The organism is Burkholderia sp. Bp8984 (genome assembly GCF_003853755.1).
Taxonomy (GTDB): Bacteria; Pseudomonadota; Gammaproteobacteria; order Burkholderiales; family Burkholderiaceae; genus Burkholderia.
Window position 1 is genome coordinate 1 of sequence record NZ_QTQN01000061.1, and the last position, 24,864, is coordinate 24,864.

17 protein-coding genes are annotated in these 24,864 nt (G+C 68.2%); 10 read left to right on the top strand and 7 right to left on the bottom strand.

What is annotated here, in order from left to right; genetic code table 11:
* Positions 1-142 precede the first annotated feature (142 nt).
* Entirely contained in the window at positions 143-1,783 is a 1,641-nt protein-coding gene (locus DID98_RS34395; protein WP_124572168.1) for a S8 family peptidase, read from the bottom strand.
* A gap of 417 nt (positions 1,784-2,200) precedes the next feature.
* Between DID98_RS34395 and DID98_RS34400 the strand changes: the two genes are divergently transcribed.
* Positions 2,201-3,097 carry a glutamate/aspartate ABC transporter substrate-binding protein gene (locus DID98_RS34400; protein WP_124523952.1) on the top strand — a complete coding sequence of 299 codons (897 nt, stop codon included), beginning with the start codon at positions 2,201-2,203 and terminating at the stop codon, positions 3,095-3,097.
* 336 nt (positions 3,098-3,433) lie between these two features.
* On the opposite strand, the gene DID98_RS36020 is transcribed toward DID98_RS34400, so the two are convergent.
* Positions 3,434-3,571, bottom strand: coding sequence for a hypothetical protein (locus tag DID98_RS36020; protein ID WP_185640927.1), 138 nt, complete (start codon positions 3,569-3,571; stop codon positions 3,434-3,436).
* On the opposite strand from DID98_RS36020, the gene DID98_RS34405 reads away from it, so the two are divergent.
* The 4 genes from DID98_RS34405 to DID98_RS34420 all read left to right on the top strand — a co-directional run bounded on the left by DID98_RS34405 (position 3,570) and on the right by DID98_RS34420 (position 7,811).
* On the top strand, positions 3,570-4,412 hold the full coding sequence (locus DID98_RS34405) for an ABC transporter substrate-binding protein (protein ID WP_124572169.1): 843 nt from the start codon (positions 3,570-3,572) through the stop codon (positions 4,410-4,412). The two genes, DID98_RS36020 and DID98_RS34405, sit on opposite strands and share 2 nt — an antisense overlap.
* A gap of 72 nt (positions 4,413-4,484) precedes the next feature.
* A complete protein-coding gene (locus tag DID98_RS34410; RefSeq protein WP_124572170.1) occupies positions 4,485-5,987 on the top strand; it encodes an amino acid ABC transporter permease/ATP-binding protein in 1,503 nt (500 codons plus the stop codon).
* A 23-nt stretch (positions 5,988-6,010) separates the two neighbouring features.
* Positions 6,011-7,354, top strand: a complete 1,344-nt coding sequence (locus tag DID98_RS34415) for an amidase family protein (protein WP_124572171.1) — start codon at positions 6,011-6,013, stop codon at positions 7,352-7,354.
* Between the two features lie 61 nt (positions 7,355-7,415).
* Entirely contained in the window at positions 7,416-7,811 is a 396-nt protein-coding gene (locus tag DID98_RS34420) for an ectoine synthase (RefSeq protein ID WP_124572172.1), read from the top strand.
* Between the two features lie 90 nt (positions 7,812-7,901).
* On the opposite strand, the gene DID98_RS34425 is transcribed toward DID98_RS34420, so the two are convergent.
* Positions 7,902-8,576 (bottom strand): GntR family transcriptional regulator, encoded by a 675-nt coding sequence (locus DID98_RS34425; protein WP_044843280.1) that lies wholly within the window; start codon positions 8,574-8,576, stop codon positions 7,902-7,904.
* Between the two features lie 85 nt (positions 8,577-8,661).
* Positions 8,662-9,522: a DUF1989 domain-containing protein gene (locus tag DID98_RS34430; RefSeq protein ID WP_124572173.1), complete on the bottom strand. Its 861-nt coding sequence runs from the start codon at positions 9,520-9,522 to the stop codon at positions 8,662-8,664.
* A 460-nt stretch (positions 9,523-9,982) separates the two neighbouring features.
* Between DID98_RS34430 and DID98_RS34435 the strand changes: the two genes are divergently transcribed.
* Positions 9,983-11,230 carry a multidrug effflux MFS transporter gene (locus tag DID98_RS34435; RefSeq protein WP_124484594.1) on the top strand — a complete coding sequence of 416 codons (1,248 nt, stop codon included), beginning with the start codon at positions 9,983-9,985 and terminating at the stop codon, positions 11,228-11,230.
* A gap of 34 nt (positions 11,231-11,264) precedes the next feature.
* On the opposite strand, the gene DID98_RS34440 is transcribed toward DID98_RS34435, so the two are convergent.
* The 3 genes from DID98_RS34440 to DID98_RS34450 form a co-directional block, all read right to left on the bottom strand.
* On the bottom strand, positions 11,265-11,957 hold the full coding sequence (locus DID98_RS34440) for a hypothetical protein (protein ID WP_124523966.1): 693 nt from the start codon (positions 11,955-11,957) through the stop codon (positions 11,265-11,267).
* Positions 11,958-12,107: 150 nt separating this feature from the next.
* Positions 12,108-14,357 carry a penicillin-binding protein 1C gene (gene pbpC / locus DID98_RS34445; RefSeq protein WP_124572174.1) on the bottom strand — a complete coding sequence of 750 codons (2,250 nt, stop codon included), beginning with the start codon at positions 14,355-14,357 and terminating at the stop codon, positions 12,108-12,110.
* Between the two features lie 10 nt (positions 14,358-14,367).
* Entirely contained in the window at positions 14,368-20,406 is a 6,039-nt protein-coding gene (locus DID98_RS34450; protein ID WP_124572175.1) for an alpha-2-macroglobulin, read from the bottom strand.
* 304 nt (positions 20,407-20,710) lie between these two features.
* Here DID98_RS34450 and DID98_RS34460 point away from each other — a divergent pair, with 304 nt between their 5' ends.
* From DID98_RS34460 to DID98_RS34475, 4 genes are all read left to right on the top strand, one after another.
* Positions 20,711-21,217 (top strand): sugar dehydrogenase complex small subunit, encoded by a 507-nt coding sequence (locus tag DID98_RS34460; RefSeq protein WP_044843286.1) that lies wholly within the window; start codon positions 20,711-20,713, stop codon positions 21,215-21,217.
* Entirely contained in the window at positions 21,217-22,836 is a 1,620-nt protein-coding gene (locus DID98_RS34465) for a GMC family oxidoreductase (RefSeq protein WP_124484599.1), read from the top strand. Before DID98_RS34460 ends, DID98_RS34465 begins: the two co-directional genes overlap by 1 nt.
* A gap of 2 nt (positions 22,837-22,838) precedes the next feature.
* Positions 22,839-24,116: a cytochrome c gene (locus tag DID98_RS34470; RefSeq protein ID WP_124484600.1), complete on the top strand. Its 1,278-nt coding sequence runs from the start codon at positions 22,839-22,841 to the stop codon at positions 24,114-24,116.
* A gap of 178 nt (positions 24,117-24,294) precedes the next feature.
* Complete coding sequence (locus tag DID98_RS34475; protein WP_124572176.1) at positions 24,295-24,714, top strand: DoxX family protein; 420 nt, start codon at positions 24,295-24,297, stop codon at positions 24,712-24,714.
* Positions 24,715-24,864 lie beyond the last annotated feature (150 nt).

The window sequence follows — 24,864 nt, forward strand, 5'->3', positions numbered from 1 at the left end:
CCCCCCCCCCCCCCCCCCCCCCCCCCCACCCCCCCCCCCCCCCCCCCCCCCCCCCCCCCCCCCCCCCCCCCCCCCCCACCCCCACCTCCCACCCCCCCCCCCCCCCCCCCCCCCGCGGCTGCATGCGTCGAGAACGGGCCGCTTACTGCGTGGCTGACGCGACCGCGGTTCCTGCATCGAGAATGCCCGAGCCTGCCGGCAACGCGGTGCATGGCGTACTGGCCGCCAGCTTCGCCGTGTGCGTACCGCTTTTCAGCTTCTGCTGGATCTGCGTGGGCGTGAGGTTGCCGTTCACCGCGAGCATCAGCGCGGCGACGCCCGTCACCTGCGGCGTCGCGAGGCTCGTGCCGCTCGCCAGGCCGTAGGTGTCGCCATCCGGAGTCGTCGTGCCGCTGTTGGCCGTCGACAGGATGTTGACGCCCGGTGCGCTGAGCGTGATGTTGGTGCCGAAGTTGCTGAACGAGGCGCGGCGGCCGGCTGCATCGTTGGCGCCGACGCTGATCACGCCGCTGCAGTTCGCGGGCTGGTCGAGCCCGGTCGACAGACCGTCGTTGCCGGCGGCGACGACGACGGTTACGCCCTTCGCGTTCACGTCGTCGATCGCCTGCTGGAACGTCTTGCTGCAGGCGCCGACGCCGCCGAGGCTGAGGTTGATGATTTTCGCCGGCGTCGGGTTGTTCGGCACCCCGGTGACGGGAATGCCGGCCGCCCAGCGCATTGCGTCGGCAATGTCGCTCGTCACGCCGCCGCATTTGCCGAGCACGCGAACCGGCAGGATCTTGCCGAGCCACGATACGCCGGCGATGCCGATGCCGTTGTTGGCGGTCGCGCCGATCACGCCCATCACGCGCGTGCCGTGCCAGCTGCTGGTGTTCGGTTCGCTTTCGCAGTGGTAGTACGGGCCGCTCGCGTTGTCGAGTTCCTGCTGCGTGACCCAGTCGCCCGGGTCGCTCGCGTCGGGGCCGCGCGACAGGCCGTTGTTGCTGGTGTTGACGCTGGTGATGAAGCTGTAGCCGGGCAGCAGGTTGCCGACGAGGTCGGGGTGCGGCCGATAGCCGGTGTCGAGCACGGCCGTCACGACGGTCGGCGAGCCTTTGGTCTGGTTCCACGCAGGCGGCAGATCGGCGCCGGCGGTCGGGTCGGACAGATACCACTGCTGGCCGTAGCTCGGGTCGCTCGGCGTGTCGCGGACCTTCATCGGATGATCCGGTTCAGCGTAGTCGACGTCGGCGTCGGCGCCGAAGGCCTCCGCGAGCGCCGCCGCGTCGGCGGCCGCGACGCGCTGGCCAAGCGACAGCACGGCCGCGCCGTTCGAGGCCGTCCGCTCGACCTGCACGTTCAGCGGCGTCGCCGCGGCTGCATACGCACGCGCGGCGCCGGTTGCCGTCGGCGCCGTCCAGCGTGTCATCGAACGCTGGATCACCGCGTCGAGCCGCGTGCCGTCGTCGATGGCCGCTCTTGCGTTCGTGGCCGTCAGCGTCTTCAGCCTGACGATCAGGTGATCGACCGGCGGCTCGTCGGGCGTGGTCTGGGCGGCCATTTGCGTGGCGGCCTGCTGCGACGTACACGCGTTGCTGCCGGAATTGGTGGGCGGGGTCGTCGGAGCGGGCGCGGGGGCCGGGGTCGGGGCCGGTGCCGTGTTGGTCGGCGACGGGTTGCTGCCGTCGCCGCCGCCTCCGCCGCAGCCGGCGATCGGGAGCAGGGCGGCGGCGGACAGCATGCCGGCGAGCATGCGCGCATGGGCCGAACGGGCCAGCGCGAAATTGAAACGTTTGGCTTTCATGTTGAAAGTCGATCCTCGGAGATAACCGTCGTGCCGGCGGTGGTGCCTGGTCTGGCCTAAGCCGGACCTTGATTTTTGTCGGGCGCGCGCGGGGTTCCTGCGACACGCCATGCATTGGGTAACGGCTGATGAGGCGGCTTCTTGAATATGTTTTGTGTGAAAAAGATGCGACACGCAAACGATTGCGTTGCTGGGTTGCAGCATGAACGCGCGTTTGGAACGGGTGATCTGTTCATGAGGTGCAAGATTGCAGGCGGTCGACCCGGCGAAACATGCGGCGCGGGCGCTTTTGCGCGGCACGGAAATGATTGCGCGCGGTGTGGCCGTGACGGAGGGCGCTTGACGCTTTCCCCGATGCGGTGCGAATTTTTCGGGCGTAGGATCGCGATTCGATCAAGGTTTCGTCAGGAGAAAAGCATGGATCACCGCTTCCGTTGGCTGGCTGTCGCGTTGTCCTGCGCGCTGGCGGGCGCCGCGCACGCGCAGGCACTCACCGGCACGCTGAAGAAGATCAAGGACACGGGCGTCGTGTCGCTCGGCATCCGCGAATCGTCGGTGCCGTTCTCGTATTCGGACAACCAGCAGAAGAACATCGGTTACTCGCGCGACATCGCGGCGCGCATCATCGATGCGCTCAAGGCGGAGTTGAAGACGCCGAACCTGACGGTGAAGGAAATCCCGATCACGTCGCAGAACCGGATTCCGCTGCTGCAGAACGGCACGATCGACTTCGAGTGCGGCTCGACGACGAACACGCTGGAGCGCCAGAAGCAGGCTGCGTTCTCGAACAGCATCTTTCTGTACGGGATCCGTTTCAGCACGCGCAAGGATTCGGGCGTGAAGGACTTCCCGGACCTGGCCGGCAAGACGGTCGCGACGACGGCCGGCACCTCCGACGAGCGGCTGCTGCGCAAGCTCAACGAAGAGAAAGGGATGAACATGACGATCATCAGCGCGAAGGACCATGCCGAAGCGTTCATGAACGTCACGACCGGGCGCGCGGTCGCGTTCGTGATGGACGAGCCGCTGCTGTACGGCGAGATCGCGAAGGACCGCAATCCGGGCGCGTACACGGTGGCGGGCACGCCGCTCGTCCACGAGAACTACGCGTGCATGATGCGCAAGGACGATCCGGCGTTCAAGCACGTGGTCGACGGCGTGATCGCGAAGCTGCAGACCTCGGGCGCGGCCGAGAAGCTGTACGACCAGTGGTTCATGCAGCCGATTCCGCCGAAGGGTGTGAGCCTCAACTATCCGCTGTCGCCGGAGATGAAGCAGCTGTTCAGGAATCCGACGGATCAGGCACAGTACTGATCGAAACGTCGCAGTGGCGTGCGGGCCGACACGTTGCGTGCTCGGCCTGCACGATCGAATCCCCCGGCCTTCGGGTCGGCGTCGCGGCGCGCATCCCCGCAGCCGCAAGCGCGAGCCGGGCCCGTCGCGCCCGATGCTGAACCCCGTGTCCTGATCCTCCATCGCGTGCGTCGCGTTTATGGCGCCGCACCTCGACGGCCCGCCGTCCGCGCGTCGTCCCGCCCGGTCTTTTCTCCGTTTGCCTGAACACGTGCCCCGCACCGAAGCGGGGTTGGCGGATGCGCGCCCGACGCACGTCCGGCGACGCTGTTTGCCGCGTAAACCCGAATACAGATTTCAATTTGAACTGGTCAGAATCGGCCGAAATTGTTCAACAATTTTCGGCGAAAAATCCCGGGAAGCCGCGTGTGGCGGCGCCTGGGAGGCGTTGCGACGTTTCAGCGCGAGAGCCGAACAACCCAGGAGCTTCGCCATGTCTGCTCGTTTCCCGGTTCGACATTTCCTCCGCGGCGCGCTCGTGCCGCTGGCCTTCGCATGCTCGTTCGCGTCGGCGGCGCCGCTGCAGACGGTGCGGCCCGGCACGCTGCTGGTGGGCTCCGACCTCACGTATCCGCCATACGCGTACCTGGACGCCGGCAAGCCTGCGGGTTTCGATGCCGAGTTTTCGCGGCTGCTGGCACGTCACCTGAAACTGGAGCCGGTATTTCTCGATACGCGCTTCCCGGACCTGATTCTCGGGATGAAGGCGCGCCGCTTCGACGTCGTCGCATCCGCGCTGTACGTGACGCCCGATCGCGTGAAGCAGGTCGATTTCGTGCCGTACCTGAAGACGGGCGCGTCGCTGCTCGTCGCGAAGGGCGGCGCGTTCCTGCCGAAGACGCCGCAGGACCTGTGCGGCAAGCGGGTCGGCTCGATCAAGGGCGCGTCGTGGACGCCGAAGCTGCGTGCGGTGTCGCAGGACACATGCAAGGCGGCCGGGCGCGCCGAGATCGCGATCCTCGAGTTCCCGACGTCGCCGGAAGCGACGTCCGCGCTGCTGTCGAAGGCGGTCGATGTCCAGATCGAGGACGCGGCCGTCGCGCAGGAGATTCCGAAGCAGACGAACGGGCGCGTCGACATCAGTTCGACCACGCTGCTGTATCCGATCGTGATCGGCCTGGGCGTGACGAAGGGCGATAGCGGATTGCAGGGTGCGCTCGAGGGCGCGTTGAACGATGCGCGGCGCAGCGGCGAATACGGCAGCCTGGTGAAGAAGTACGGGTTGCAGGAGCCGACACCCGCCGACGTCGCCAACGCGCTCGGCGCGCCGAAGTAAGCGCGCGGCCAGCACGACCTGACCACCGCGCGCCGCGCGGCCGCATCACCATCCGCGGTTGAGGAGTCTTCGATGCAGTTCGATTGGCACTATGCGTTTCAGCTCTTGCGGGACCAGGATTTCTGGCGCGCCTGCGTCGTGGTCGTCGAACTCAGCGTCGCCGCCTGGCTGCTCGGCGTGTTGCTCGGCTTTCCGGTGGCGCTCGCGAGACAGTCGCACCAGCCGTTGCTGAAGCGGGCGGCGGCGCTCTACATCTGGTTCTTCCGCAGCCTGCCGCTGCTCGTGCTGCTGGTCTTCATCTACAACCTGCCGCAGGTCTTTCCGGCGACGAGCGCGGTGCTGTCCGATCCGTTCATGGCCGGCCTGATTGCGATGGTGCTGAGCGAGACCGCCTATTTCGCGGAAATCCATCGCGGCGGGATCCTGTCGGTGCCGCGCGGGCAGCTCGAGGCGGGCCGCGCGCTGGGTATCCGCTTCACCGGCATCCAGCGGATGATCGTGATGCCGCAGGCGATCCGCATTGCGCTGCCGGCGCTGGCGAACGAGTTCATCACGATCGTGAAGCTCACGTCGCTGGTGTCGGTGATTTCGCTGGCCGAGATCCTGCTCGTCGGCCAGCGGCTGTACACGCAGAATTTCCTGGTGTTCGAAACGATGCTGGCCGTGGCGTTCTACTACGTGCTGATCGTGACCGTGTTCAGCCGGCTGCTCGGTTATCTCGAGCGGTACCTCGACGTCAGCCGCCGTACGCCGGCCCAGGCCGGCCAAGTCGATCTTGCGCTGCCGCCGTCGGCGCCGGCCGTCGCGCCGAGACCGCGGGCGAACGCCGAATTCGCGCTGCGCCTGAAAGGCGTGCAGCAGCGCTACGGCCGCCATGAAGTGCTGAAGGACATTCATCTCGACGTCGTGCCCGGGCAGGTCGTGTCGATCATCGGTCCGTCCGGCTCCGGCAAGACGTCGCTGATTCGTACCGTCAACGGCCTCGCGCCGGTGAACGCGGGCGAGATCGACCTGTACGGAGAGCCGTTCATCCGCGCGTCGGGTCCGCATCCGCCGCGCGTGTCGCACGAGCGCATCCTCGACATCGGCATGGTGTTCCAGAGCTTCAACCTGTTCCCGCATCGGACCGCGCTGCAGAACGTGATGATGGCGCCGTGCTATCACCGGCAGGCCGATGCGGCGGCGATCCGGCTGCAGGCGCTGTCGCTGTTGTCGAAGGTCGGGATGCTCGAACATGCGAACAAGTATCCGCATCAGCTGTCGGGCGGCCAGCAGCAGCGCGTCGCCATTGCGCGCGCACTCGCGACGCGGCCGTCGATCATGCTGTTCGACGAGCCGACGTCGGCCCTCGATCCGGAGCTCGTCGGCGAAGTGCTGAAGGTCGTCGAGACGCTGGCGAAAGAAGGGATGACGATGATCATCGTGACCCACGAGATGAATTTCGCGTTCAAGGTGTCCGACCGGATCGTGTTCATGGAGAACGGCCGCATCCTGTACGACGTGCCGCCGGACCGGATTCGCGGGAGCGCGGACGCGCGCGTGAAGGATTTTCTGAAGCACGTTCACTTCGCATGACGAATGACCGGATGGGAGCGGGAATGGATCCGACGGATTTCCGGCTGGGCAACGTGAACGAGCACGCGTGTGCGGAACGGGTGCGTGCGTGTCTTGCGCATGCCGACGCGCATCCCGGCGACATCGAAGCCGCGTGGCTCGCGCGGCGCGACGACGCGGCGGTCGCCGATGCACGCGCCTGGGATGCGGCGCGGCGCGCCGGCGCGATCGATGCGCCGCTGGCTGGCGCCGTGCTGACGGTGAAGGCCTGCTTCGATTGCACCGGCTGGGTCACGCATGCCGGTTCGCGCGTGCTGGCCGACGAGCCGCCGGCGCGAATCGACGCGGCGCCGGTGTCGGCACTGCGTCGGGCCGGCGCGGTGCTGGTCGCGCAGACGGCGATGACCGAGTTCGCGTACGGCGCGCTCGGCGTGAACCGTGCGTACGGGACGCCGACGACGCCGCTCGATGCGCGGCGCGAGCGGGTGGCCGGCGGATCGAGTTCGGGCGCGGCGGTGTCGGTGGCGCTCGGTGCGGCCGACCTGTCGCTGGGTTCCGATACGAGCGGGTCGGCACGCATTCCGGCCGCATTCTGCGGCGTGACGGGATTCAAGCCGTCGCGCGGGCGCTATGCGAGCGACGGCATGCGGTTTCTGTCGACGAGCTTCGACGTGCCGGGCCTGCTGGCCGCGACGGTCGGGCTGTGCCGGCAGGCGGACGTTGCGCTGCACGGCCGCGAAGCGCGGCGGCGGCGACCGGCGGCGATCCGCGACCTGCAGTTCATCGTGCCCGAGGCGTTCGTCGCGGATGACGTCGACCCGGTCGTCGGACGCGCATTCGACGCGTGGCTGTCCCGACTGTCCGCGCACGGCGCACGGATCCGGCGCAAGCGGCTCGATTGCGTGGCCGAGGCCGGCGCGGTCGCCCGCGCGGGCGGCATCATCGCGGCAGAGGCGTTCATGCTTCATCGTGCGCGGCTGGCCGCGGCGGCGGACCGCTACGATCAGCTGGTCGGCCCGCGCATCGCTGCAGGCGAGCAGGTGCGGGCGCACGACTACGCCGCGGCGCTGCGGCGCATGGCTGCACTGGCCGCCGCGTACCACGCCGAACTCGGCGACGCGGATGCGGTGCTGACGCCGACGGTGCCGATGCTGCCGCCGCGCGTGGCCGATCTGGCCGACGAAGCCGCATACCTCGCACAGAACGCGCGTGCGTTCCGGCTGACCGAATTCGCGAACCGGCTCGACCTGCCGAGCATCAGCGTGCCCGGCGACCTGCGCAACCGTCAGCCCGTCGGCTTGCTGATCACCGGGCATCGCGGCGAGGACGCGCGGCTGCTCGATGTCGCGGCAGCGGTGGAGAGCGCGCTGACCGCCGATTCCGCATGACGCATTTTCCGGCGGCAAGGATCGCCTTGCCATTTTTTATCTCGACTATTCAGAGGTACTTATGATCGTCGTGAGATCGACCGATATCGCCAATACCGAGCGCCATGCGCGCGGCCTGGGCTGGGACAGCAAGCGCATGATCGTCAAGCAGGACGGCGTCGGCTATTCCGTTCATGAGACGCGCGTGCACGAAGGCGCCGAACTGCATCTGCACTACAAGAACCACTTCGAGACCAACTACTGCGTGGCCGGAGAGGGGGAGGTCGTCGACACGGCGACCGGCAACGTGCACCGGATCACGCCCGGAACGATCTACGCGCTGAACCTGAACGATCCGCATGTCCTGCGCGCGACGCGTGGCGACCTGCATCTCGTGTGCGTGTTCAATCCGCCGCTGACGGGACTCGAGACGCATCGGGAAGACGGCAGTTACGCGCTGCCGACGGAGCAGGCCTGACTGCGCGAGCGGTCGGGCCGTTGCGTGCCTTTTCGTGCTGCCGTTGCTTGCCACGTCTTGAGGCAAGCAACGGCGGCGCGGCGTGCAGGGTCAGGCTGCCTCGCGATGGCTGCGCTTGATTGCCTCGACGAGCATCCGCTCGGAATCGTCGAGATAGCGCGCGAGTGCGGTGACGGCTTCGCTGCGGCGGTTCTGCGTGAGCAGGTCGTAGATCTGGTATTCGCGCTGGATCCAGTCGGGCGTTTGCACGCGTTTCTCGTCGGGATCCGCGGCGAAGACGAGCCGCAACTGCGCGGAGATGGTCCGGAAGAACTCGTCGAGCAGCGCCGACTTCTGCAGCGCGACGATGTGCTGGTGAAAGCGCAGGCTGTGCGTGCCGACGGCCTGCCAGTTTTCCTTGTCGAGTTCGCGCTCGGCCGCGCGAATGGCGGCCTGCATCTTTTCGAGCAGCGCCGGCTGCGCGAGTTCGGCCGTGTTCAGCGCATGCAGTTCGAGCGTGCGGCGCGCGACGTAAAGATCGCGCACGTCCTGGCGATTCAGCGTGCGCACGACGACACCCTTGTGGCGCACGAACGTGACGAGCCCTTCGCGGCCGAGCTGATGCAGGACTTCGCGAAGCGAGTTGCGCGACGTGTCGTATTCGGCCGCGAGGTCCATCTCGATCAGCGCGGTGCCGGGCGGCAGCTTGCCGCTGATGATGTGTTCCCGCAGTTGATGGCTGATCCGGTCGGCGACCGACTGTCCTCTCGCTTTTTCGCTTGCCATTCCGTTCGTTCGCTCCTCTCCTGGTCGTGCGCCGCCGGCGTGGCCGGCCGGCGGCGTTTCGCCATTCTACGGGCTACGGACCGCGTTACGCCGTCTTGTCGTGCTGCCAGTCGGCCTGCGGCGGCTGCATCCCGTGCTGGCCACGGTAGGGCGCGACGCTCGGCTGCGACCAGCCTTCGAGCAGGCTCGGGTCGAGCCGGTATACCTCGACGCCGAGCGGCCGGCACACGTCGATCGGGTCGCGTGCGTCGGGGCCCCACATCGGCACCGAAAGGTCGCCGCCCGGACACGTGGACATCGCGCACAGCACGTCGATTTCCGCGAAGAACTCGAGGTAGTCGCCCGGCTGCGCGGGACAGGCCTTCATGAAGTACTTGTCGTCGTCGTTCAGGCCGGTGCACTGGAACACGTTGAGCACGTCGTGCACGTCGAATTCGGTCAGACCGTACGGCGCGACCGCCCGCACAAGGTTCGAATGACAGTGGAAATGAAAATCCTCGCCGGTCAACAGCTTGTTCACGTACGGGTCGCAGCGCGTGCCGAGCAGGTCGTGCACGCGGCCGCCGTCGCCGTCGACGCCATAGCCGGCGAGCGTGTCGTCGGTGATCGTGACCATCGGCCGCAGGTACGGCAGCGTCGACCAGAGCCGGTCGAACGTCGTCACGTGCGCGGCTTGCAGCTGACGTGTGCGCGACGCCCACATGCGCTCGCGCGGATTGTGCAGGTTCCAGATGTTGAAGTCGGCGACTTGCGGGCCTTCGAGCGTGACGATCCGGAACACGTGACCCGCCGGCACCGTCCACGCGAAGCCGCTGCGGATCGGCACGACGTGCGACGCGATCCGTTCGCGCGCGTCCTGGCGCTGGGCGATCGTGGAATAAAAGGCTTTGTCGACGTTCAGGACGGAACCCTTGGTGACCTGGTAGGCGGCGGGATAGTTCGACATGACGCGGTGCTCTCGGGAAAATTTTCAGATTCGGAGATCCGGCTGGAATCCGTTGTGGTGGCCGGTCAGGCGTCAATTTTCATGCTGTATTGTTCAACAATTTATTGGCGCTGCGAGGAGTATAGGGGGAACGCCGGGAGGTGTGTCAATCGGTGGAAAGTACGGAGGGGCGCGGCGAGCCGCGGATGCGAGCAGGCAGGCGAGTGGCGCCGCAAACAACAAACGAAATATGGATCAAAACCGTGGCCGTGCCGGCCGCCGGACCGGCTCGCCATGATCGGCAAGCGGGGCGTGTAACGCGTTTCGAAACCTGACGCAATCCGCATTCAACCGCGCCCACGCCAGGGGATTCCTGTCGCGTTGCGCAACAACAGGCACAATATGCGCTTCGCCGCGCACCGTTGTTCGACTTCGAGCAGCACGGCGCGTGTTGCCGCCGTCCGAATCCTTCCCGGTTGTCATGAACGCCTCGCTCACTCCCGCGCGCGAATCGAACTCGCCGCGCTTCCTGCTGTTCCTGATCTGCCTGTTCGCCTCCGCCGGCCAGCTCGCGATCGACATCTACGTGCCTGCGCTGCCCGACATGGCGCGTTCGTTCGCGACCACGCCGCAGGCGATTCAGTCGAGCGTCTCCGGCTACATGGCCGCTTATGCGCTCGGCCAGCTGATCTTCGGTCCGGTTGCCGATGCATACGGGCGCAAGCGCGTGCTCGCGTTCGGGCTGGTCATCTACACGATCGGCTGCCTGCTGTCGCTCGGCGCGCCGAACCTGGAGACGTTCGTGCTGGCGCGCTGCCTGCAGGGCTTCGGGATCGCGACCACGAACCTGCTCGCGAAGGCGATCATCACCGACTCGTTCTCGGGCCAGGCGCTGATGCATGCGTTTACCTATATGTCGATCGCGTGGGGGCTCGCGCCGATCATCGCGCCGGTGATCGGCGCGCACCTGCAGGAATGGTTCGGCTGGCGCGCGTGCCTCGTGTTCCTGCTGGTGTATTCGCTGGTGATGTGGGCGCTGCTGTGGCGCTATCGCGAGACCTTGCCGAAGCCGGTCCATCTCGAGCCGCGCACGCTGATGGCGAACGCTGGCAAGGTGCTCGCGAGCCCGGTGTTCCAGAGCTGCTTTCTCGCGCAGGGGCTGTGCTACAGCATCCTGCTGGTGTTCAACATCGTCGGGCCGTTCATGGTGCAGACCACGCTGCACAAGCCGCCGACCTTCTTCGGCTATCTCGCGCTCGGGATCGGGTTGATGTATTTCCTCGGCGGGCTGTCGAACCGGATTCACGGGCGCGGGCTGCCGAGCGCCGAGCAGCGGTTGCGCATCGGCGCACGCGTGATGGCGGGCGCGGCGGTCGCGATGCTGGTGCTGGCGCTGACCGTCGGGCTGCGCGTATGGACGCTCGCGACGCCGGTGCTCGTGATGGGCTTCTGCGCGGGCGCGATGTATCCGACGCTGATGGCGAAGGGCAATTCGCTGTTTCCGCATATCGCGGGGCTGACGAGCGCGATCCTCGGGTGCGCGCTGCTGCTTGTGTCGTCCGCGATGATGGGGCTGGCCGGTTTCGTATCGATTCACGTGCTGACGCCGCTCGCGGTGTTCTTCGTCGCGCTGTCGTTCATCGTCGTGTGGATGGTGACGAAGCTGCTGCGCTACCTCACGCAGCAGCAGGCGGCGAGCGTGGCTTGCGGGAGCGGGGAAGCCGCGTAAGCCGCGTCGACGCGGGCAGCGGCACGCCCGCCGCTCACAGCGGGTGTGCCGCGCCCGCCTGCGCCAGCAGCGAAACCGCAACCGGATCCGGCATCCCGTTCGAATCGATCGCGCCGGCCTTGGCCAGCGCGGCGAGGTCGCTGTCGACGCCCGGTTGGCCGACCACGAACGGTGTCGTCAGGAAGGCCGGCGCCGACAGCGTGACCGCATAGCGCTGCTGCAGATTCGTCACGACCGCCGATTGCGCGGCCTGCACCGTGTTCGGGCTGCCCATCACCTGCTGGAAGTGCGCATTCCCCTGGAAATTGCCGATCAGCCCGGCCGTGTTCGTGCCGAGCTGCGCGGCGAGATAGACGAGCATCAGCTCGGTCTCGGGCGTCGTGTTGAAGGTGCCGCCCGCGTAGGCGAGCGAATGCAGGCTCGTGCCGCTCGACGCGACGGTGATCACGCACGGCAGCACGGCGTTGACCGCCACGCGGTAGTTGCCGCCGCCGTCGGTCAGCGTCGTCGCCGAGCCTTGCGCGCAGCTGACCGTCACCGATGCGCTCGCGAGCGCGGAGCCCGTGGCGGCCGTGCCGGACAGCGCGACGGTTTGCGTGTTGGCGTTGTTGAAGCAGACGTCGACGCCGAAGCAGGCGTCGCCGTTGCAGCCGGCAAGCGTCGCGAGGGCCGCGGCGCACAGCGTGCCCAGCGCGGGGCGGAGGAAGCGCGGATGGCGAAGGTTCATGGTCGCGGGCGGATCGGAAGAGTGAGCGCGGCAGGGCAACCGGCGCGCGCCGACGCTTCGGCGCGCTGTTCGTATTCTAGGTCTCCGATCGCGGGGTTGCTGGCCCGTTTGTTCGCCGCGGCCTGCGGCGTGCGGCATGGCCGGCGCCCGTTACGGCTTGCGCGCGGCCGGTTTGGCGGACGCGCCGCGCACCTCGAAGCCGATCGCATCCGCCACGTTGCCGCGCGCGTCGACGAGTTCGAGCCGGTGCCGCCCGGGCCACGGCATCCACGCGATGCGGTCGGCGTGGCCGATTACCTTGTCGTCGAGCCGCCACGCGAACCGTGCGGCATGCCCGGAAGACCGCTCGAACCAGATCCGCTGATTCTTCGGCGGAATGTCCGGATCGATTGCGAAGATCGTGCCGTCGGTCGGCGCACCGATCGTCAGCGGCGCGCGCGCGCCGTCCTTGCCCGGCGTGACGGGCGCCGCGAGCCGGATCGTGTCGAGCGCGGTGCCCGTGACGAACCACTCGTTGCGCGACGGCTCGACGTCGCGCTCGAACGTGATGCGGCGTGCTTCGACGCCGGCCGGCGGACGCGGCGCGCGGCTCGGCAGGTCGCGGTGCAGGTAGCCGACGACGGCCGACCACACCGGCGACGCGCCCGTGACGCCCGACACGTCCCACATCGGCGAGCCGTCCGCATTGCCGACCCACACGCCGACCGTATAGCGCGACGTGAAGCCGACCGTCCAGTTGTCGCGCATGTCCTTGCTCGTGCCGGTCTTCACCGCCGAGAAGAAGCGCGTCGCGAGCGGGTTGTCGAAGCCGAACGTGCGCACGCGCGCGTTGTTGTCGGCGAGGATGTCGGTGACGACGAAGCTGGCCGCTTCGCTGAACACGCGCGTGCCGTTGTCCGCACGCCCCGGTGCCGATGCGCCGGCCGCGGGCGACGGCGCAGGCAGGTCGACGACCTTGCGCGCGACGCCGCCGTTCGCGAGCGCGCGATACGCATTGGTCAGCGACAGCAGCGTGACGTCCGCGCTGCCGAGCGCGAGGCTGAAGCCGTAGTAGTCGCCTTCCTGCGCGAGCGGCAGGCCGAGCGCGGTCAGCGTGCGCGCGAAGCGATGCGGCGTGACGAGCACGAGCGTGCGCACGGCCGGCACGTTCAGCGAGCCGCCGAGCGCGCTGCGCACGCTCACCCAGCCCTTGAAATCCTTGTCGTAGTTCTGCGGAATGTAGAGGCCGCCGCCGGCCGCGAGGTTGATCGGCGCGTCGTCGAGCAGCGACGCGGCCGTCAGCCGCTTCTCGTCGATCGCCTGCGCATAGAGGAACGGCTTGAGCGTCGAGCCGGCCTGGCGCGGCGCGAGCACGGCGTCGACGTCGCGTGCGCTCGACAACGCGCCCGACGAACCGACCCACGCGCGAATCTCGCCGGTCGCGTTGTCGATCACGACGACCGCGCCGTCCTGCACGTTGCGCCGGTGCGCGGGCGCGTTGAGCTCGGTCAGCGCGCGCGTGAGCGTGTCGCGCGCGAAGCGCTGCAGCGGCGCATCGAGCGTCGTGCGCACCTGCGCGCCGGCCGCGGGCCTGACCTCGGCCGCGATGCGGCGCGCGAAGTGCGGGGCGAGGGCGGCGCCGTCCGCCGTCAGGTCGTTACGCACGGCATTGGCCGGGCGCGCGATCACGAGCTGCACGTAGCCGTCGAGCGACGCGCAGGCCTGCTCCGCGTGCATGTCGCGCAGGATCCGGCACGCACGCTCGGCGACCTTCGCGCTCGCCGCGTTGGGCGCGCGCACCAGCGCTGCCGCGATCGCGGCTTCACGTGCGTCGAGGCCGGACGGCGCCTTGCCGAACAGCACCTGCGACAGCGCGGCGAGCCCGACCGTCTCGCCGCGGAACGGCACGAGATTCAGGTAGGCCTCGAGGATCTGGTCCTTGCGCCAGCCGCGTTCGAGCAGCAGCGCGTTCATCGCCTGCGTGGCCTTCTGCGGCAGCGAGCGCTGGCCCGAGCGGCGCGGCTCGTCATTGAGGAGCCCGGCGAGCTGCATGGTCACGGTCGACGCGCCGCGCGTGCGCTGGTTCCACAGGTTTCCCCATGCCGCACCGGCGATCCCGCGCCAGTCGACGCCGCTGTGTTCGTAGAAGCGCTTGTCCTCGGACACGACGATCGCCTCGCGGAACGCGGGCGACACGTCGGCGAGCGACACCCAGTCGCCGCGCCGTTCGGCGAGGTCGACGCGCGTGCGCTGCAGCGGCGTGCCGTCACGCGCGAGCAGCACCCAATCGGAACTGCGCCAGTTGCGGCGCACGTCGTCGTAGCCGGGCAGCGCGTGCGCGACGAGCGGCGCGGCCAGCACGACGGCGACGAAAACGCGGCCGGCGAAGCGCGGCGGCCGCGGCAATCCATGATCGATCATCGCGTACCCGTTACTTGCCCGCGTCGGCCGGCTTCACGGTCATCGGCGGGTTCGGCCACAGGCCGTACACGGACGGTGCGTACAACGCCTCGACGCGCGTCGGCGGCAGCCCGAAGGTGCCGACGTTGTTCAGCCGCACCGTGTACTCGACCGAGAGCTTGCCCTTCGGCAGATAGTCGTAATACGCGCGGTAGCCGTCGAAATCGCGTTCGATGAACGCCGGCCATGCGCCGTCCGGGGATTTCTCGCCCTGCGTCGCGGCTTCCGAATCGCGGCCGAGGCCCGAGCCGAGGATCGTCGCACCGGACGGGATCGGATCGTTGACGACGACCCACGTCATGTCGCTCTGCGCGTCGATGTCGAGATGCACGCGCACGACGTCGCCGCGCGTCAGCACGCCCTTGACGGCGGGCGACACGGGCGTGACGGTCTTCGTGATCCGGTAGCCGGCCGCGAACGGCGCGCGCAGCGGCACGGCCGCGAGGCTTTCGACGGTCGCCCACGGGCGGCCCGTGCCGTCCTGCGTGACGGACAGCGTGGCCGGTGCCTGGGCCGCACGCGGCCACGGCATCAGCACGCTGCGCGCGGCGGCGGCGCGGGTCGCGGGAGTGGCCGAGGCGGGGCTGTCGGCGGGCGCGGTCGAGGGTGCCTGCGACCACGAAATCGCGCGCTCGTTGCCGCCGAGCGCGACCTTCGTCGTGCCGGCCACCGGCGTGCTCTCGTAGGTGCGCGAGAAGCGCTCGATCGCGAGCTGGCCGAGTGCGTTCGACGTCGTCGTCTGCCATGCGCCCTGGCGTTGCAGCGCGAGCAGGCCGGTCGCCACGCGCGGCATCTCGTCCTTCCACGCCGGGTCGCCCGCGAATTCCAGCGCGAGCCGCGCGGCGTTGGTCTCGTTGCTCGTCATCAGCCACCACAGGTCGTCGTCGCGCGCGGTCGAGAACACGAGCTGCGTACCCTGGTACGTGAGGCGCGCCCGCAGGATCTGCTCGACCTGCGCGCGTTTCGCGTCGCGCTGCGGGATGTCCTTCACGCGCGTGAGGATCGCGTGATAGTCGATTACCGCCGACGTCGGCCACTGGTTCGGCGCGATCTCGATCGAACCGAGCATGCGGCCCTGGGCGGCACCGTAACGCGACAGCGCCTCGATCGCGGCGAGCTTGCGCAGGTCGCGATCCTGGCGCGGAGCCCACGCGTTGCGCTCGATGCGGCCGTCGACGAAACGCGCGAGCCCGGCTTCGAGCTGCGTGCGCAGGTCTTCCGGCAGCGCGAAGCGCGGGTCGAGGCGGCCGGCCTCGTCGGCGACCACGAGCAGATACGACGACAGCGTCGGGCTGCCGTAGTGCGCATCGTCGGAGGACGGCGGGAAGTAGTTCGCGAGTCCGTCGCTGTCGAGGTAGACGGGCATGCGCGCCACCAGCGCCTGCCATTGCGCGGCGTCGTGCAGGCCGATCGCGCGCGACGTCTGCTGTTCGAGGCAGCGGTACGGATAGCGCTCGAACCAGCGCCGCACGCCGGGCAGGCCGTCGGCGAGCCTCGGCTGCATCGACACGGCGATGCCGCCGCGCGGCGCGCCCTGCGCGTTGTTGACGGCGCCGGCCGGGGCGGACACGGGCAGCGTCAGCGTGCCGTCGACCTGGGTGAGCGTGGCCTGCTGCACGGTGACCGGCAGCGCGGGCACGACCTTCTGCGCGACGGCCAGCGCGTCGGACGCGCGCTTGCCGCCTTGCTCGGCCGCCTCGATGCGCCAGTTCAGCGCGCCGGCCGCGTCGAGCGCCTGCTCGGGCACGGTGATCGTCCACGCGACCTCGGCCGCCGCATTGGCCGCGAGCGACACGGTTTGCGGCGCGACCTCGAAGCCCGTCACGCGCGGCGTCACGACGACCTGCATCGCGCGGTCGGTCGTGTTGCGCAGCGTGACCTGCGCGCGGAACGCATCGCCTTCGCGCACGAGCGGCGGCAGGCCGGAGATCAGCTGCAGGTCCTGCGTGCTGCGGATCGACGTGCTGCCGGTGCCGAAGCGGTCCGCGCCGACCGCCGCGATCGCGACGATCCGGAAGCGCGTGAGCGCATCGTTCAGCGGCACTTCGACGGTCGCGCTGCCGTTCGCGTCGAGCGTCACGCGCGGATTCCACAACAGCAGCGTGTCGAACAGCTCGCGCGTCGGCGCGCTGCCGCCGCCGCCGCCGGCCGGCACCGCCTTGCGGCCGAAGTGGCGGCGGCCGACGATTTCCATCTGCGCGGTGGCCGTCTCGACGCCGTACGCGCGTCGCTGCAGCATCGCGTCGAGCAGGTCCCAGCTGTTGTTCGGCATCAGCTCGAGCAGCGCCTCGTCGACGGCCGCGACCGCGATCTGCGTGCCGGCCGGCGCGGGCTGCCCGTTCGGCAGCGTGACCTTCACGTGCGCCTGCGCCTTGCCGCGCACCGTGTAGCGCGTCGCGTCGGTCGTCACGGCCACGCCGAGACGATGCACGCCGGTGCCGACCTTGATCTCGCCGAGGCCATAGCGGAACGCGGGCTTCGACAGGTCGACGAACGCGGTCGGCGCTTCATGGTAGCGGCCTTCGCGCCAGAACGCGCGGGCCCATTCGACCGGCGCCTTCCAGCCCCACGTGAAGAACGAGTACCACGGCACTTCGCGAATCCGGCCGCGCAACGCGAGCACCGACACGTAGACGTTCGGCCCCCACGATTCGCCGACCTTCAGGTCGACGGTCGGGTTCTTGCCGTTCAGCTCGACGACGTGCGTTTCCATCACGCCGCCGCGTTCGACCGCGACGAGCGCGCTCGCGTAGCGGAACGGCATGCGCACCTGGAAGCGGGCCGTTTCGCCCGGCTCGTAGGACGTCTTCTCCGGGATCACGTCGATCCGGTCGGTGTTGTCGCCGCCGAACCAGAGTTGGTCCTCGCGCGTGACCCAGACGGACGTCGACGCATTCGACGTGCGGCCGTCGCCATCCTTCGCGACCGCGATCAACTGGACGTTGCCGGCCTGTTCGAGCGTCGCGTCGCAGGCCATGCGGCCCTTGTCGTCGGTCTTGCCCGAGCACAGCACGCCGAGGTCGCGCGTGTCGCTCTTGTTGTCGTACGCATAGAAGCCGCCGACCATGCGCTTGCGCGAGGACGTCGTGATGTGCGCGACGCCCTTGATCTCGATCGACACCGATGCACGCGGCTTGCCCTGCAGGTCGACCGCGAGCGCCTGCACCGGCACGCGCTGGCCGACCGACACCCAGCGGCCGGCCTTGATGCCGGCCACCACCGCGGCCGGCCACAGGATCGTGTCGCCGCGGATCGTCTGCACTTCGCCGTTCGGGTCCGCGAACGTCGCCTCCAGCGCGATGCGCTTCGGCGCGTCGACGTCGGGCAGGCCCTTGAGCGTGACGGAACCCGCGCCGTTGCGGTCGAGCGTGAGCGGCAGCTTGTCCGCGATCAGCTTCGTCGCGTCGGGATCGTTGTTCGCGGCCGATGCGCTGTCGCCGTCCTGCGCATCGTCGTCGGCGTTGCCGTCGCCGCGCTCAGGACGATAGGGCGTGAAGCTGAAGTCCTCGAAGCGGTCCGCGAACGGCGGCGATGCCCACTTCATCAGCGCCGACACCTGCACGGGCAGGTTCGATGCGCCGCCGCCCGACACGTAGTCGATCTGCACCGCGAGCGGCGCTTCCTTGACCGCGACGAGCGGGCTCTTCTGCGCGTCGCGCGCGCCGATCGTCCCCTTGAGCACCGGCAGGCGGAACGCCTCGACGCGGAAGCTGCCGCCGTAGTAGCTGGCGGTCGGCGCATCGTCCGGGCCGCCTTCGAGCGACACGCTGTATTCGCCGAGCTTCGCCGCGGGCGGCAGCGTGAACTGCGTGTCCGCGCTATGGTCGGCCGACCACGTGAGCGGCAGCTTGTAGGTCTGGTCGGAGCCGAGATGGCGGATCGTCACGCGTGTCGGGTAGTGCGCCGGGAACGCGAGGCTCTGCAGCGTCTCGGTGCGCAGGAAGTGCTTCATCGACACGGTTTCGCCGGCCCGCAGCAGCGTGCGGTCGAACACGGTATGCGCGCGCACGGTCGGCGCGCTGTCGGTGTCGGTCGGCACGTTGAAGCGCCACGATTCGATCCCGCGGTTCCAGTTCGAGCTGACGAACGCCATGTCGCGGCCCGTCTTCGGATCGTCGACGCGTGCCGACACGAAGTAGTCGTCGAAGCGTTCCGACTGGCTGCATTCGTGTTTCGGCTCGAACGGGCCGTCGATCTTCAGCAGGCCTTGCGCATCGGTCTTGCCCGACGCGATTTCGTCGCCATTGCAGTCCGACACGCGGATCTGCGCGTTCGGCACGGGCTTGCCCTTGTCGAGCGTCGTGACCCACACGAGGTTGTTCTCGCGGCCCTGTTTCAGGTGCACGCCGAGATTCGTGACGAGCACGGTGGTGCGCACGTACATGCTCGACGGCTTCGCGAGCAGCGAGCGGCCGAGCGCGGGCGACGCGAGTTCGAGCACGTAGAAGCCGGGCTTGTCGATCGGCACGCCGACGACCTCGAACGGACGCAGCGCCTTCGGGTCGGCCTTCGGCAGCGCCAGCGCGTGCGCACCCGGTTCGCCGGCGAGCAGCGACAGCGAGCGCACGTCGATGCGGCGGTTCTGCGGCGCGGGCATCTTCTCGCCGGCCTCGAGCGGCACGTAGACGGGGTGCTGGCCCTTGCGCCGCAGCAGGCCCGGGACGCGTTCGTCGATCGTGCCGGCCGTCATCGACCAGTTGTCGAAGCGCTCGACGGTGCGCATCCATTGACGGATCGCGGTGTCGTCGTCGACCTTCAGGTTCGAGAATTGCGCGCCGCTCGTATTGAGGCCCGCGATGCGCAGGTCGGCCTCGACGTTGCGCAGCGTGACGGGCACGAGTGCCGGCGTATCGGGTTCGGCGAAGCGCTCGACGATCCCGAACGTGCCCGACGAGAATTTCGCGAGCGGCGGCATCGGCGCGGTGCGCGTCGCGAGCGGGAACAGGTCGGGGTTCGAGAGCGAGCGGTCGGTCACGTCGCGCAGGCCGGACGGCAGTTCGATCGTCAGGTTCGCCTGCGCGGGCAGCGGCGGGTTGAACGTGACGGTCGTCACTTCGTCGCTGTGGTCGTCGGCCGCGAAGGTCGGCGAAAGCGAACCGTCAGGACCGCGCAGCCGGATCGCCTCGGCGTTCTTGCGCGAGATCGGTGCATTGAACGACAGCGTCAGCGGACGCAGCGGCGTGCAGGGCGCCTTCGCGTTCTCACGCTCGCACGAGAAGCTCGCGGCGAACGGCGCACGCACGGTGAAGTCGAAGCGGCGCTCGGTGTCGTTCGCGATGCCGCTCGGGCTCGCGACGCCCTTGCCGTAGACGAGCTGCATCTTCGCGCTCGCGGGCAGCGCCTGCGCGCACGACAGCGTCAGCACGCGCGCGGCGTCCTTCTTCAGCCCGAAGTGATCGAGCAGCGCGTTGCGCGCATCGTCGTCGGCGGCCGTGACGGGGATGCGGTTGCCGATGCCGGCCGCTTCGCACCAGATGTTCGCGAGCGCGGAGCGTGGCTCGGCCGGACCATTCAGCTTCAGCACGAAGACCTGGCGCTCCTCGATCTCGCGCGAGCCGGGACGCACCGTCACCGGGAACGGGCCGCCGGTTTGAAACGTGAAGCGGCGCGGGCCGCTGACCGCATTGCCGGCGACCGAACGCAGCGCGTCGTTGAGCGCGACCGAGCAGCGCACGCCCGGCGGCAGGTCGTTCTCGAAATCGTAGACCCACGTCTTGTCGTCGAGCCAGTGACCCTGGCCGCGTGCGGCGGTGGAATCGTTGCAGGTCATGCGCGCGGGACTCGGCGCGGATGCCGAACCGAACGCGACCATCGGTTCGTCGAACTTGACGACGCTCTGCCGGACTTCGGTGACCGTGCCTTGCGGCGACACGCTCACGGTGCGTGCCGCGCCCGCATGCAGCGACACTGCGGCGGCGCCGCCGAGCGCCGCGACGGCGCCGATGCGCCAGAGCAGCCGTGTGGTGTGATGGGTTGAATGTGTGTTGTTGTGCTTGTCGTGCTGCTTCATCGCTCGATGCCCTCGGAGGGAAGCTTTCTGTTTGATTGCACGCGATTCTAACCGACGGGCATGCGAGCGGATGACGGGAAGCGGCGTGTCGCCGGGTTGCGACACGCCGGCATCCCGATACGGAATTGTCGCGTCGACGACACAAAGATGCCGCGAAATGTCGATTGTCTCGGATTGCGGAACATTAAATGGACTATAAAAGCATTGTCCAATCCGAATTGAGCGCGTACATTTCAGGGCCGCGCGAAAGTTTGAGAAATATCAAGCGTGGTTTTCCCGAATCCGGTGTTCGAGAGAAGGAAACATGCACAACGACAACACCCCCCACTCGCGTCGCGATCGCGACGCAGCCGCATCCGGCATCACGCGGCGTCAATGGCTGCAGGGCGCACTGGCGCTGACGGCGGCGGGCCTCACCGGCTCGCTGGCGTTGCGGGCCCTGGCCGATAATCCCGGCACCGCGCCGCTCGATACGTTCATGACGCTCTCCGAAGCACTGACAGGCAAGAAAGGGCTGAGCCGCGTGCTCGGCGAACGCTTCCTGCAGGCCTTGCAGAAGGGCTCGTTCAAGACCGCCGACGGTCTGTCGCAACTCGCCGGCGCACTCGCGTCCGGTTCGTTGACTCCCGATCAGCAAACGTCCGCGCTGTCGATTCTCGAAGCCTGGTATCTCGGCATCGTCGACAACGTCGTAATTACCTACGAAGAAGCATTAATGTTCAGCGTCGTGTCCGATACGCTCGTGATTCCTTCGTATTGCCCGAATAAACCCGGCTTCTGGGCCGAAAAACCGATCGAGAGGCAAGGCTGATGGCCGATACCGATACGCAAAAGGCCGACGTCGTGGTCGTCGGGTCCGGTGTCGCGGGCGCGATCGTCGCGCACCAGCTCGCGATGGCCGGCAAGTCGGTGATCCTGCTCGAGGCAGGCCCGCGCATGCCGCGCTGGGAAATCGTCGAACGCTTCCGCAACCAGCCCGACAAGACCGACTTCATGGCGCCGTACCCGTCGAGCCCGTGGGCGCCGCATCCGGAATACGGCCCGCCGAACGACTACCTGGTCCTGAAGGGCGAGCACAAGTTCAACTCGCAGTACATCCGCGCGGTGGGCGGCACGACGTGGCACTGGGCCGCGTCGGCGTGGCGCTTCATCCCGAACGACTTCAAGATGAAGACCGTGTACGGTGTCGGCCGCGACTGGCCGATCCAGTACGACGATCTCGAGCATTGGTACCAGCGTGCCGAGGAAGAGCTCGGCGTGTGGGGCCCCGGCCCCGAGGAAGACCTGTATTCGCCGCGCAAGCAGCCGTACCCGATGCCGCCGCTGCCGTTGTCGTTCAACGAGCAGACGATCAAGAGCGCGCTCAACGGCCATGACCCGAAGTTCCACGTCGTGACCGAGCCGGTCGCGCGCAACAGCCGCCCGTACGACGGCCGGCCGACTTGTTGCGGGAACAACAACTGCATGCCGATCTGCCCGATCGGCGCGATGTACAACGGCATCGTGCACGTCGAGAAGGCCGAGCAGGCCGGCGCGAAGCTGATCGACAGCGCGGTCGTGTACAAGCTCGAGACGGGTCCGGACAAGCGCATCGTCGCCGCGATCTACAAGGACAAGACGGGCGCCGACCATCGCGTCGAGGGCAAGTACTTCGTGGTGGCCGCGAACGGCATCGAGACGCCGAAGATCCTGCTGATGTCGGCGAACCGCGACTTCCCGAACGGCGTCGCGAACAGTTCCGACATGGTCGGGCGCAACCTGATGGACCACCCGGGCACGGGCGTGTCGTTCTACGCGAGCGAGAAGCTGTGGCCGGGCCGCGGCCCGCAGGAAATGACGTCGCTGATCGGTTTCCGCGACGGCCCGTTCCGCGCGACCGAAGCCGCGAAGAAGATCCATCTGTCGAACATGTCGCGCATCAACCAGGAGACGCAGAAGATCTTCAAGGCCGGCAAGCTGATGAAGGCCGACGAGCTCGACGCGCAGATCCGCGACCGCTCCGCGCGCTACGTGCAGTTCGACTGCTTCCACGAAATCCTGCCGCAGCCCGAGAACCGCATCGTGCCGAGCAAGACGGCCACCGACGCGGTCGGCATTCCGCGCCCGGAAATCACGTATGCGATCGACGACTACGTGAAGCGCGGCGCCGTGCATACGCGCGAGGTCTATGCGACCGCGGCGAAGGTGCTGGGCGGTACGGACGTCGTGTTCAACGACGAGTTCGCGCCGAACAACCACATCACGGGCGCGACGATCATGGGCGCGGATGCGCGCGACTCGGTCGTCGACAAGGACTGCCGCACGTTCGACCATCCGAACCTGTTCATCTCGAGCAGCTCGACGATGCCGACCGTCGGTACGGTGAACGTGACGCTGACGATCGCGGCGCTGGCGCTGCGGATGTCGGACACGCTGAAGAAGGAAGTCTGACCGTGCGGAAATCTACTCTCACCTTCCTCCTCGCCGGCTGCCTCGCGCTGCCGGGCCTCGTGCGCGCGGCCGATGCGGCCGACCCCGCGCAGGTCAAGCGCGGCGAATATCTCGCGGTCGCGGGCGACTGCATGGCCTGCCACACCGCGAAGGGCGGCAAGCCGTTCGCCGGCGGCCTCGGGATGCCGGTGCCGAAGCTCGGCAAGATCTACACGAGCAACATCACGCCCGACCCGGATACCGGCATCGGCAACTGGACGTTCGACGACTTCGAGCGCGCGGTGCGCCACGGCGTGTCGAAGAACGGCGACAACCTGTATCCGGCGATGCCGTACGTGTCGTACGCGAAGATCAGCGACGACGACGTGCAGGCGTTGTACGCGTACTTCATGCACGGCGTCGAACCGGTCAAGCAGGCGCCGCCGAAGAACGAGATCCCCGCGCTGCTGAGCATGCGCTGGCCGCTGAAGATCTGGAACTGGCTGTTCCTGAAGGACGGCGCATACCAGCCGAAGCCGGCACAGAGCGCCGAGTGGAACCGCGGTGCGTACCTGGTGCAGGGCCTCGCGCACTGCAGCACGTGCCACACGCCGCGCGGCGTCGCGATGCAGGAGAAGTCGCTCGACGAAACCGGCGGCAGCTTCCTGTCGGGCTCGGTGCTGGCGGGCTGGGACGGCTACAACATCACGTCCGACCCGAACGCGGGGATCGGCGGCTGGACGCAGCAGCAGCTCGTCCAGTACCTGCGTACCGGCAGCGTGCCGGGTGTCGCGCAGGCAGCCGGTCCGATGGCCGAGGCGGTCGAGCACAGCTTCTCGAAGATGACCGACGCCGACATCGGCGCGATCGCGACGTACATCCGTACGGTGCCGGCCGTCGCCAACGGCGACGCGAAGCAGTCGCGCTCGTCGTGGGGCAAGCCGGCGGAAGACGGCCTGAAGCTGCGCGGCGTCGCACTGGCGTCGTCGGGCATCGATCCGGCGCGGCTGTATCTCGGCAACTGCGCGACGTGCCACCAGATGCAGGGCAAGGGCACGCCGGACGGCTATTACCCGTCGCTGTTCCACAACTCGACGGTGGGCGCGTCGAATCCGGCGAACCTGGTGCAGGTGATCCTGAACGGCGTGCAGCGCAAGGCCGGCAGCGAGGACGTCGGGATGCCCGCGTTCCGCAACGAGCTGTCGGATGCGCAGATCGCCGCGCTGACGAACTACCTGACCGGCCAGTTCGGCAACCCGGCCGCGAAGGTGACCGAGCAGGACGTCGCGAAGGCGCGTTGAGGCCGGGTACGATGCAGTAAAGGCAGGGCAACTCTGACAAGAAGAGGAGGCACAGCACATCGGGCGGGCCCCGATGCCGGTTGTTGCAGAGCGGGGTGGGCGGCTTTGGCGGCCGCCCGCCCTGGTTCGTTGGCAATCCGGTGCGCGCGGTTCGCGTACCGCTTTCGTTGATCACACCATGACACCGAATCAACCGTTTCTCGCGTCCCAGCGCGATGTGCTGCTGCTGTTGTCCCGGATCCTGCTCGTGATCCTGTTCGTGATGTTCGGCTGGAAGAAGATCGTCGACTTCTCCGGCACGATCGCGTTCATGGGAAGCGAGGGCGCGCCGGCGCCGATCATTTCGGCGGCGATCGCCGTCGTGATGGAGCTGTTCGCCGGCATCGCGCTCCTCGTCGGTTTCCAGACGCGGCCGCTCGCACTGCTGCTTGCGCTGTATACGATCGGCACCGGCTTCATCGGCCACCACTACTGGACGATGTCGGGCGGCGAGCAGATCGACAACATGATTCATTTCTACAAGAACATCGCGATCTCGGGCGGCCTGCTCGCGCTTTGCGCGGCGGGCCCCGGGCGTTTTTCGATCGATCGCGGGTAAATGGCAACGCCGGCGCGCGCATGGGGCGTGTGCCGGACGGTCGAGACTTCGAGGGGGGGCATCATTTTGCGACTCAAACATTTCGCATCGCTGATCGTGGCCGCCGCACCGGCGGCCGCGTTCGCGCAGACGAGCGTGACGCTGTACGGC

What these genes read in the sequence shown, in the direction of transcription:
- DID98_RS36020 (WP_185640927.1), bottom strand. Translation starts at nt 3,571, where the DNA reads ATGGCGAAGCTCCTGGGTTGTTCGGCTCTCGCGCTGAAACGTCGCAAC.
- DID98_RS34460 (WP_044843286.1), top strand. Translation starts at nt 20,711, where the DNA reads ATGCACAACGACAACACCCCCCACTCGCGTCGCGATCGCGACGCAGCC.
- DID98_RS34435 (WP_124484594.1), top strand. Translation starts at nt 9,983, where the DNA reads ATGAACGCCTCGCTCACTCCCGCGCGCGAATCGAACTCGCCGCGCTTC.
- DID98_RS34405 (WP_124572169.1), top strand. Translation starts at nt 3,570, where the DNA reads ATGTCTGCTCGTTTCCCGGTTCGACATTTCCTCCGCGGCGCGCTCGTG.
- DID98_RS34440 (WP_124523966.1), bottom strand. Translation starts at nt 11,957, where the DNA reads ATGAACCTTCGCCATCCGCGCTTCCTCCGCCCCGCGCTGGGCACGCTG.
- DID98_RS34395 (WP_124572168.1), bottom strand. Translation starts at nt 1,783, where the DNA reads ATGAAAGCCAAACGTTTCAATTTCGCGCTGGCCCGTTCGGCCCATGCG.
- DID98_RS34430 (WP_124572173.1), bottom strand. Translation starts at nt 9,522, where the DNA reads ATGTCGAACTATCCCGCCGCCTACCAGGTCACCAAGGGTTCCGTCCTG.
- DID98_RS34450 (WP_124572175.1), bottom strand. Translation starts at nt 20,406, where the DNA reads ATGAAGCAGCACGACAAGCACAACAACACACATTCAACCCATCACACC.
- DID98_RS34415 (WP_124572171.1), top strand. Translation starts at nt 6,011, where the DNA reads ATGGATCCGACGGATTTCCGGCTGGGCAACGTGAACGAGCACGCGTGT.
- DID98_RS34420 (WP_124572172.1), top strand. Translation starts at nt 7,416, where the DNA reads ATGATCGTCGTGAGATCGACCGATATCGCCAATACCGAGCGCCATGCG.
- DID98_RS34410 (WP_124572170.1), top strand. Translation starts at nt 4,485, where the DNA reads ATGCAGTTCGATTGGCACTATGCGTTTCAGCTCTTGCGGGACCAGGAT.
- DID98_RS34425 (WP_044843280.1), bottom strand. Translation starts at nt 8,576, where the DNA reads ATGGCAAGCGAAAAAGCGAGAGGACAGTCGGTCGCCGACCGGATCAGC.
- DID98_RS34400 (WP_124523952.1), top strand. Translation starts at nt 2,201, where the DNA reads ATGGATCACCGCTTCCGTTGGCTGGCTGTCGCGTTGTCCTGCGCGCTG.
- pbpC (WP_124572174.1), bottom strand. Translation starts at nt 14,357, where the DNA reads ATGATCGATCATGGATTGCCGCGGCCGCCGCGCTTCGCCGGCCGCGTT.
- DID98_RS34475 (WP_124572176.1), top strand. Translation starts at nt 24,295, where the DNA reads ATGACACCGAATCAACCGTTTCTCGCGTCCCAGCGCGATGTGCTGCTG.
- DID98_RS34465 (WP_124484599.1), top strand. Translation starts at nt 21,217, where the DNA reads ATGGCCGATACCGATACGCAAAAGGCCGACGTCGTGGTCGTCGGGTCC.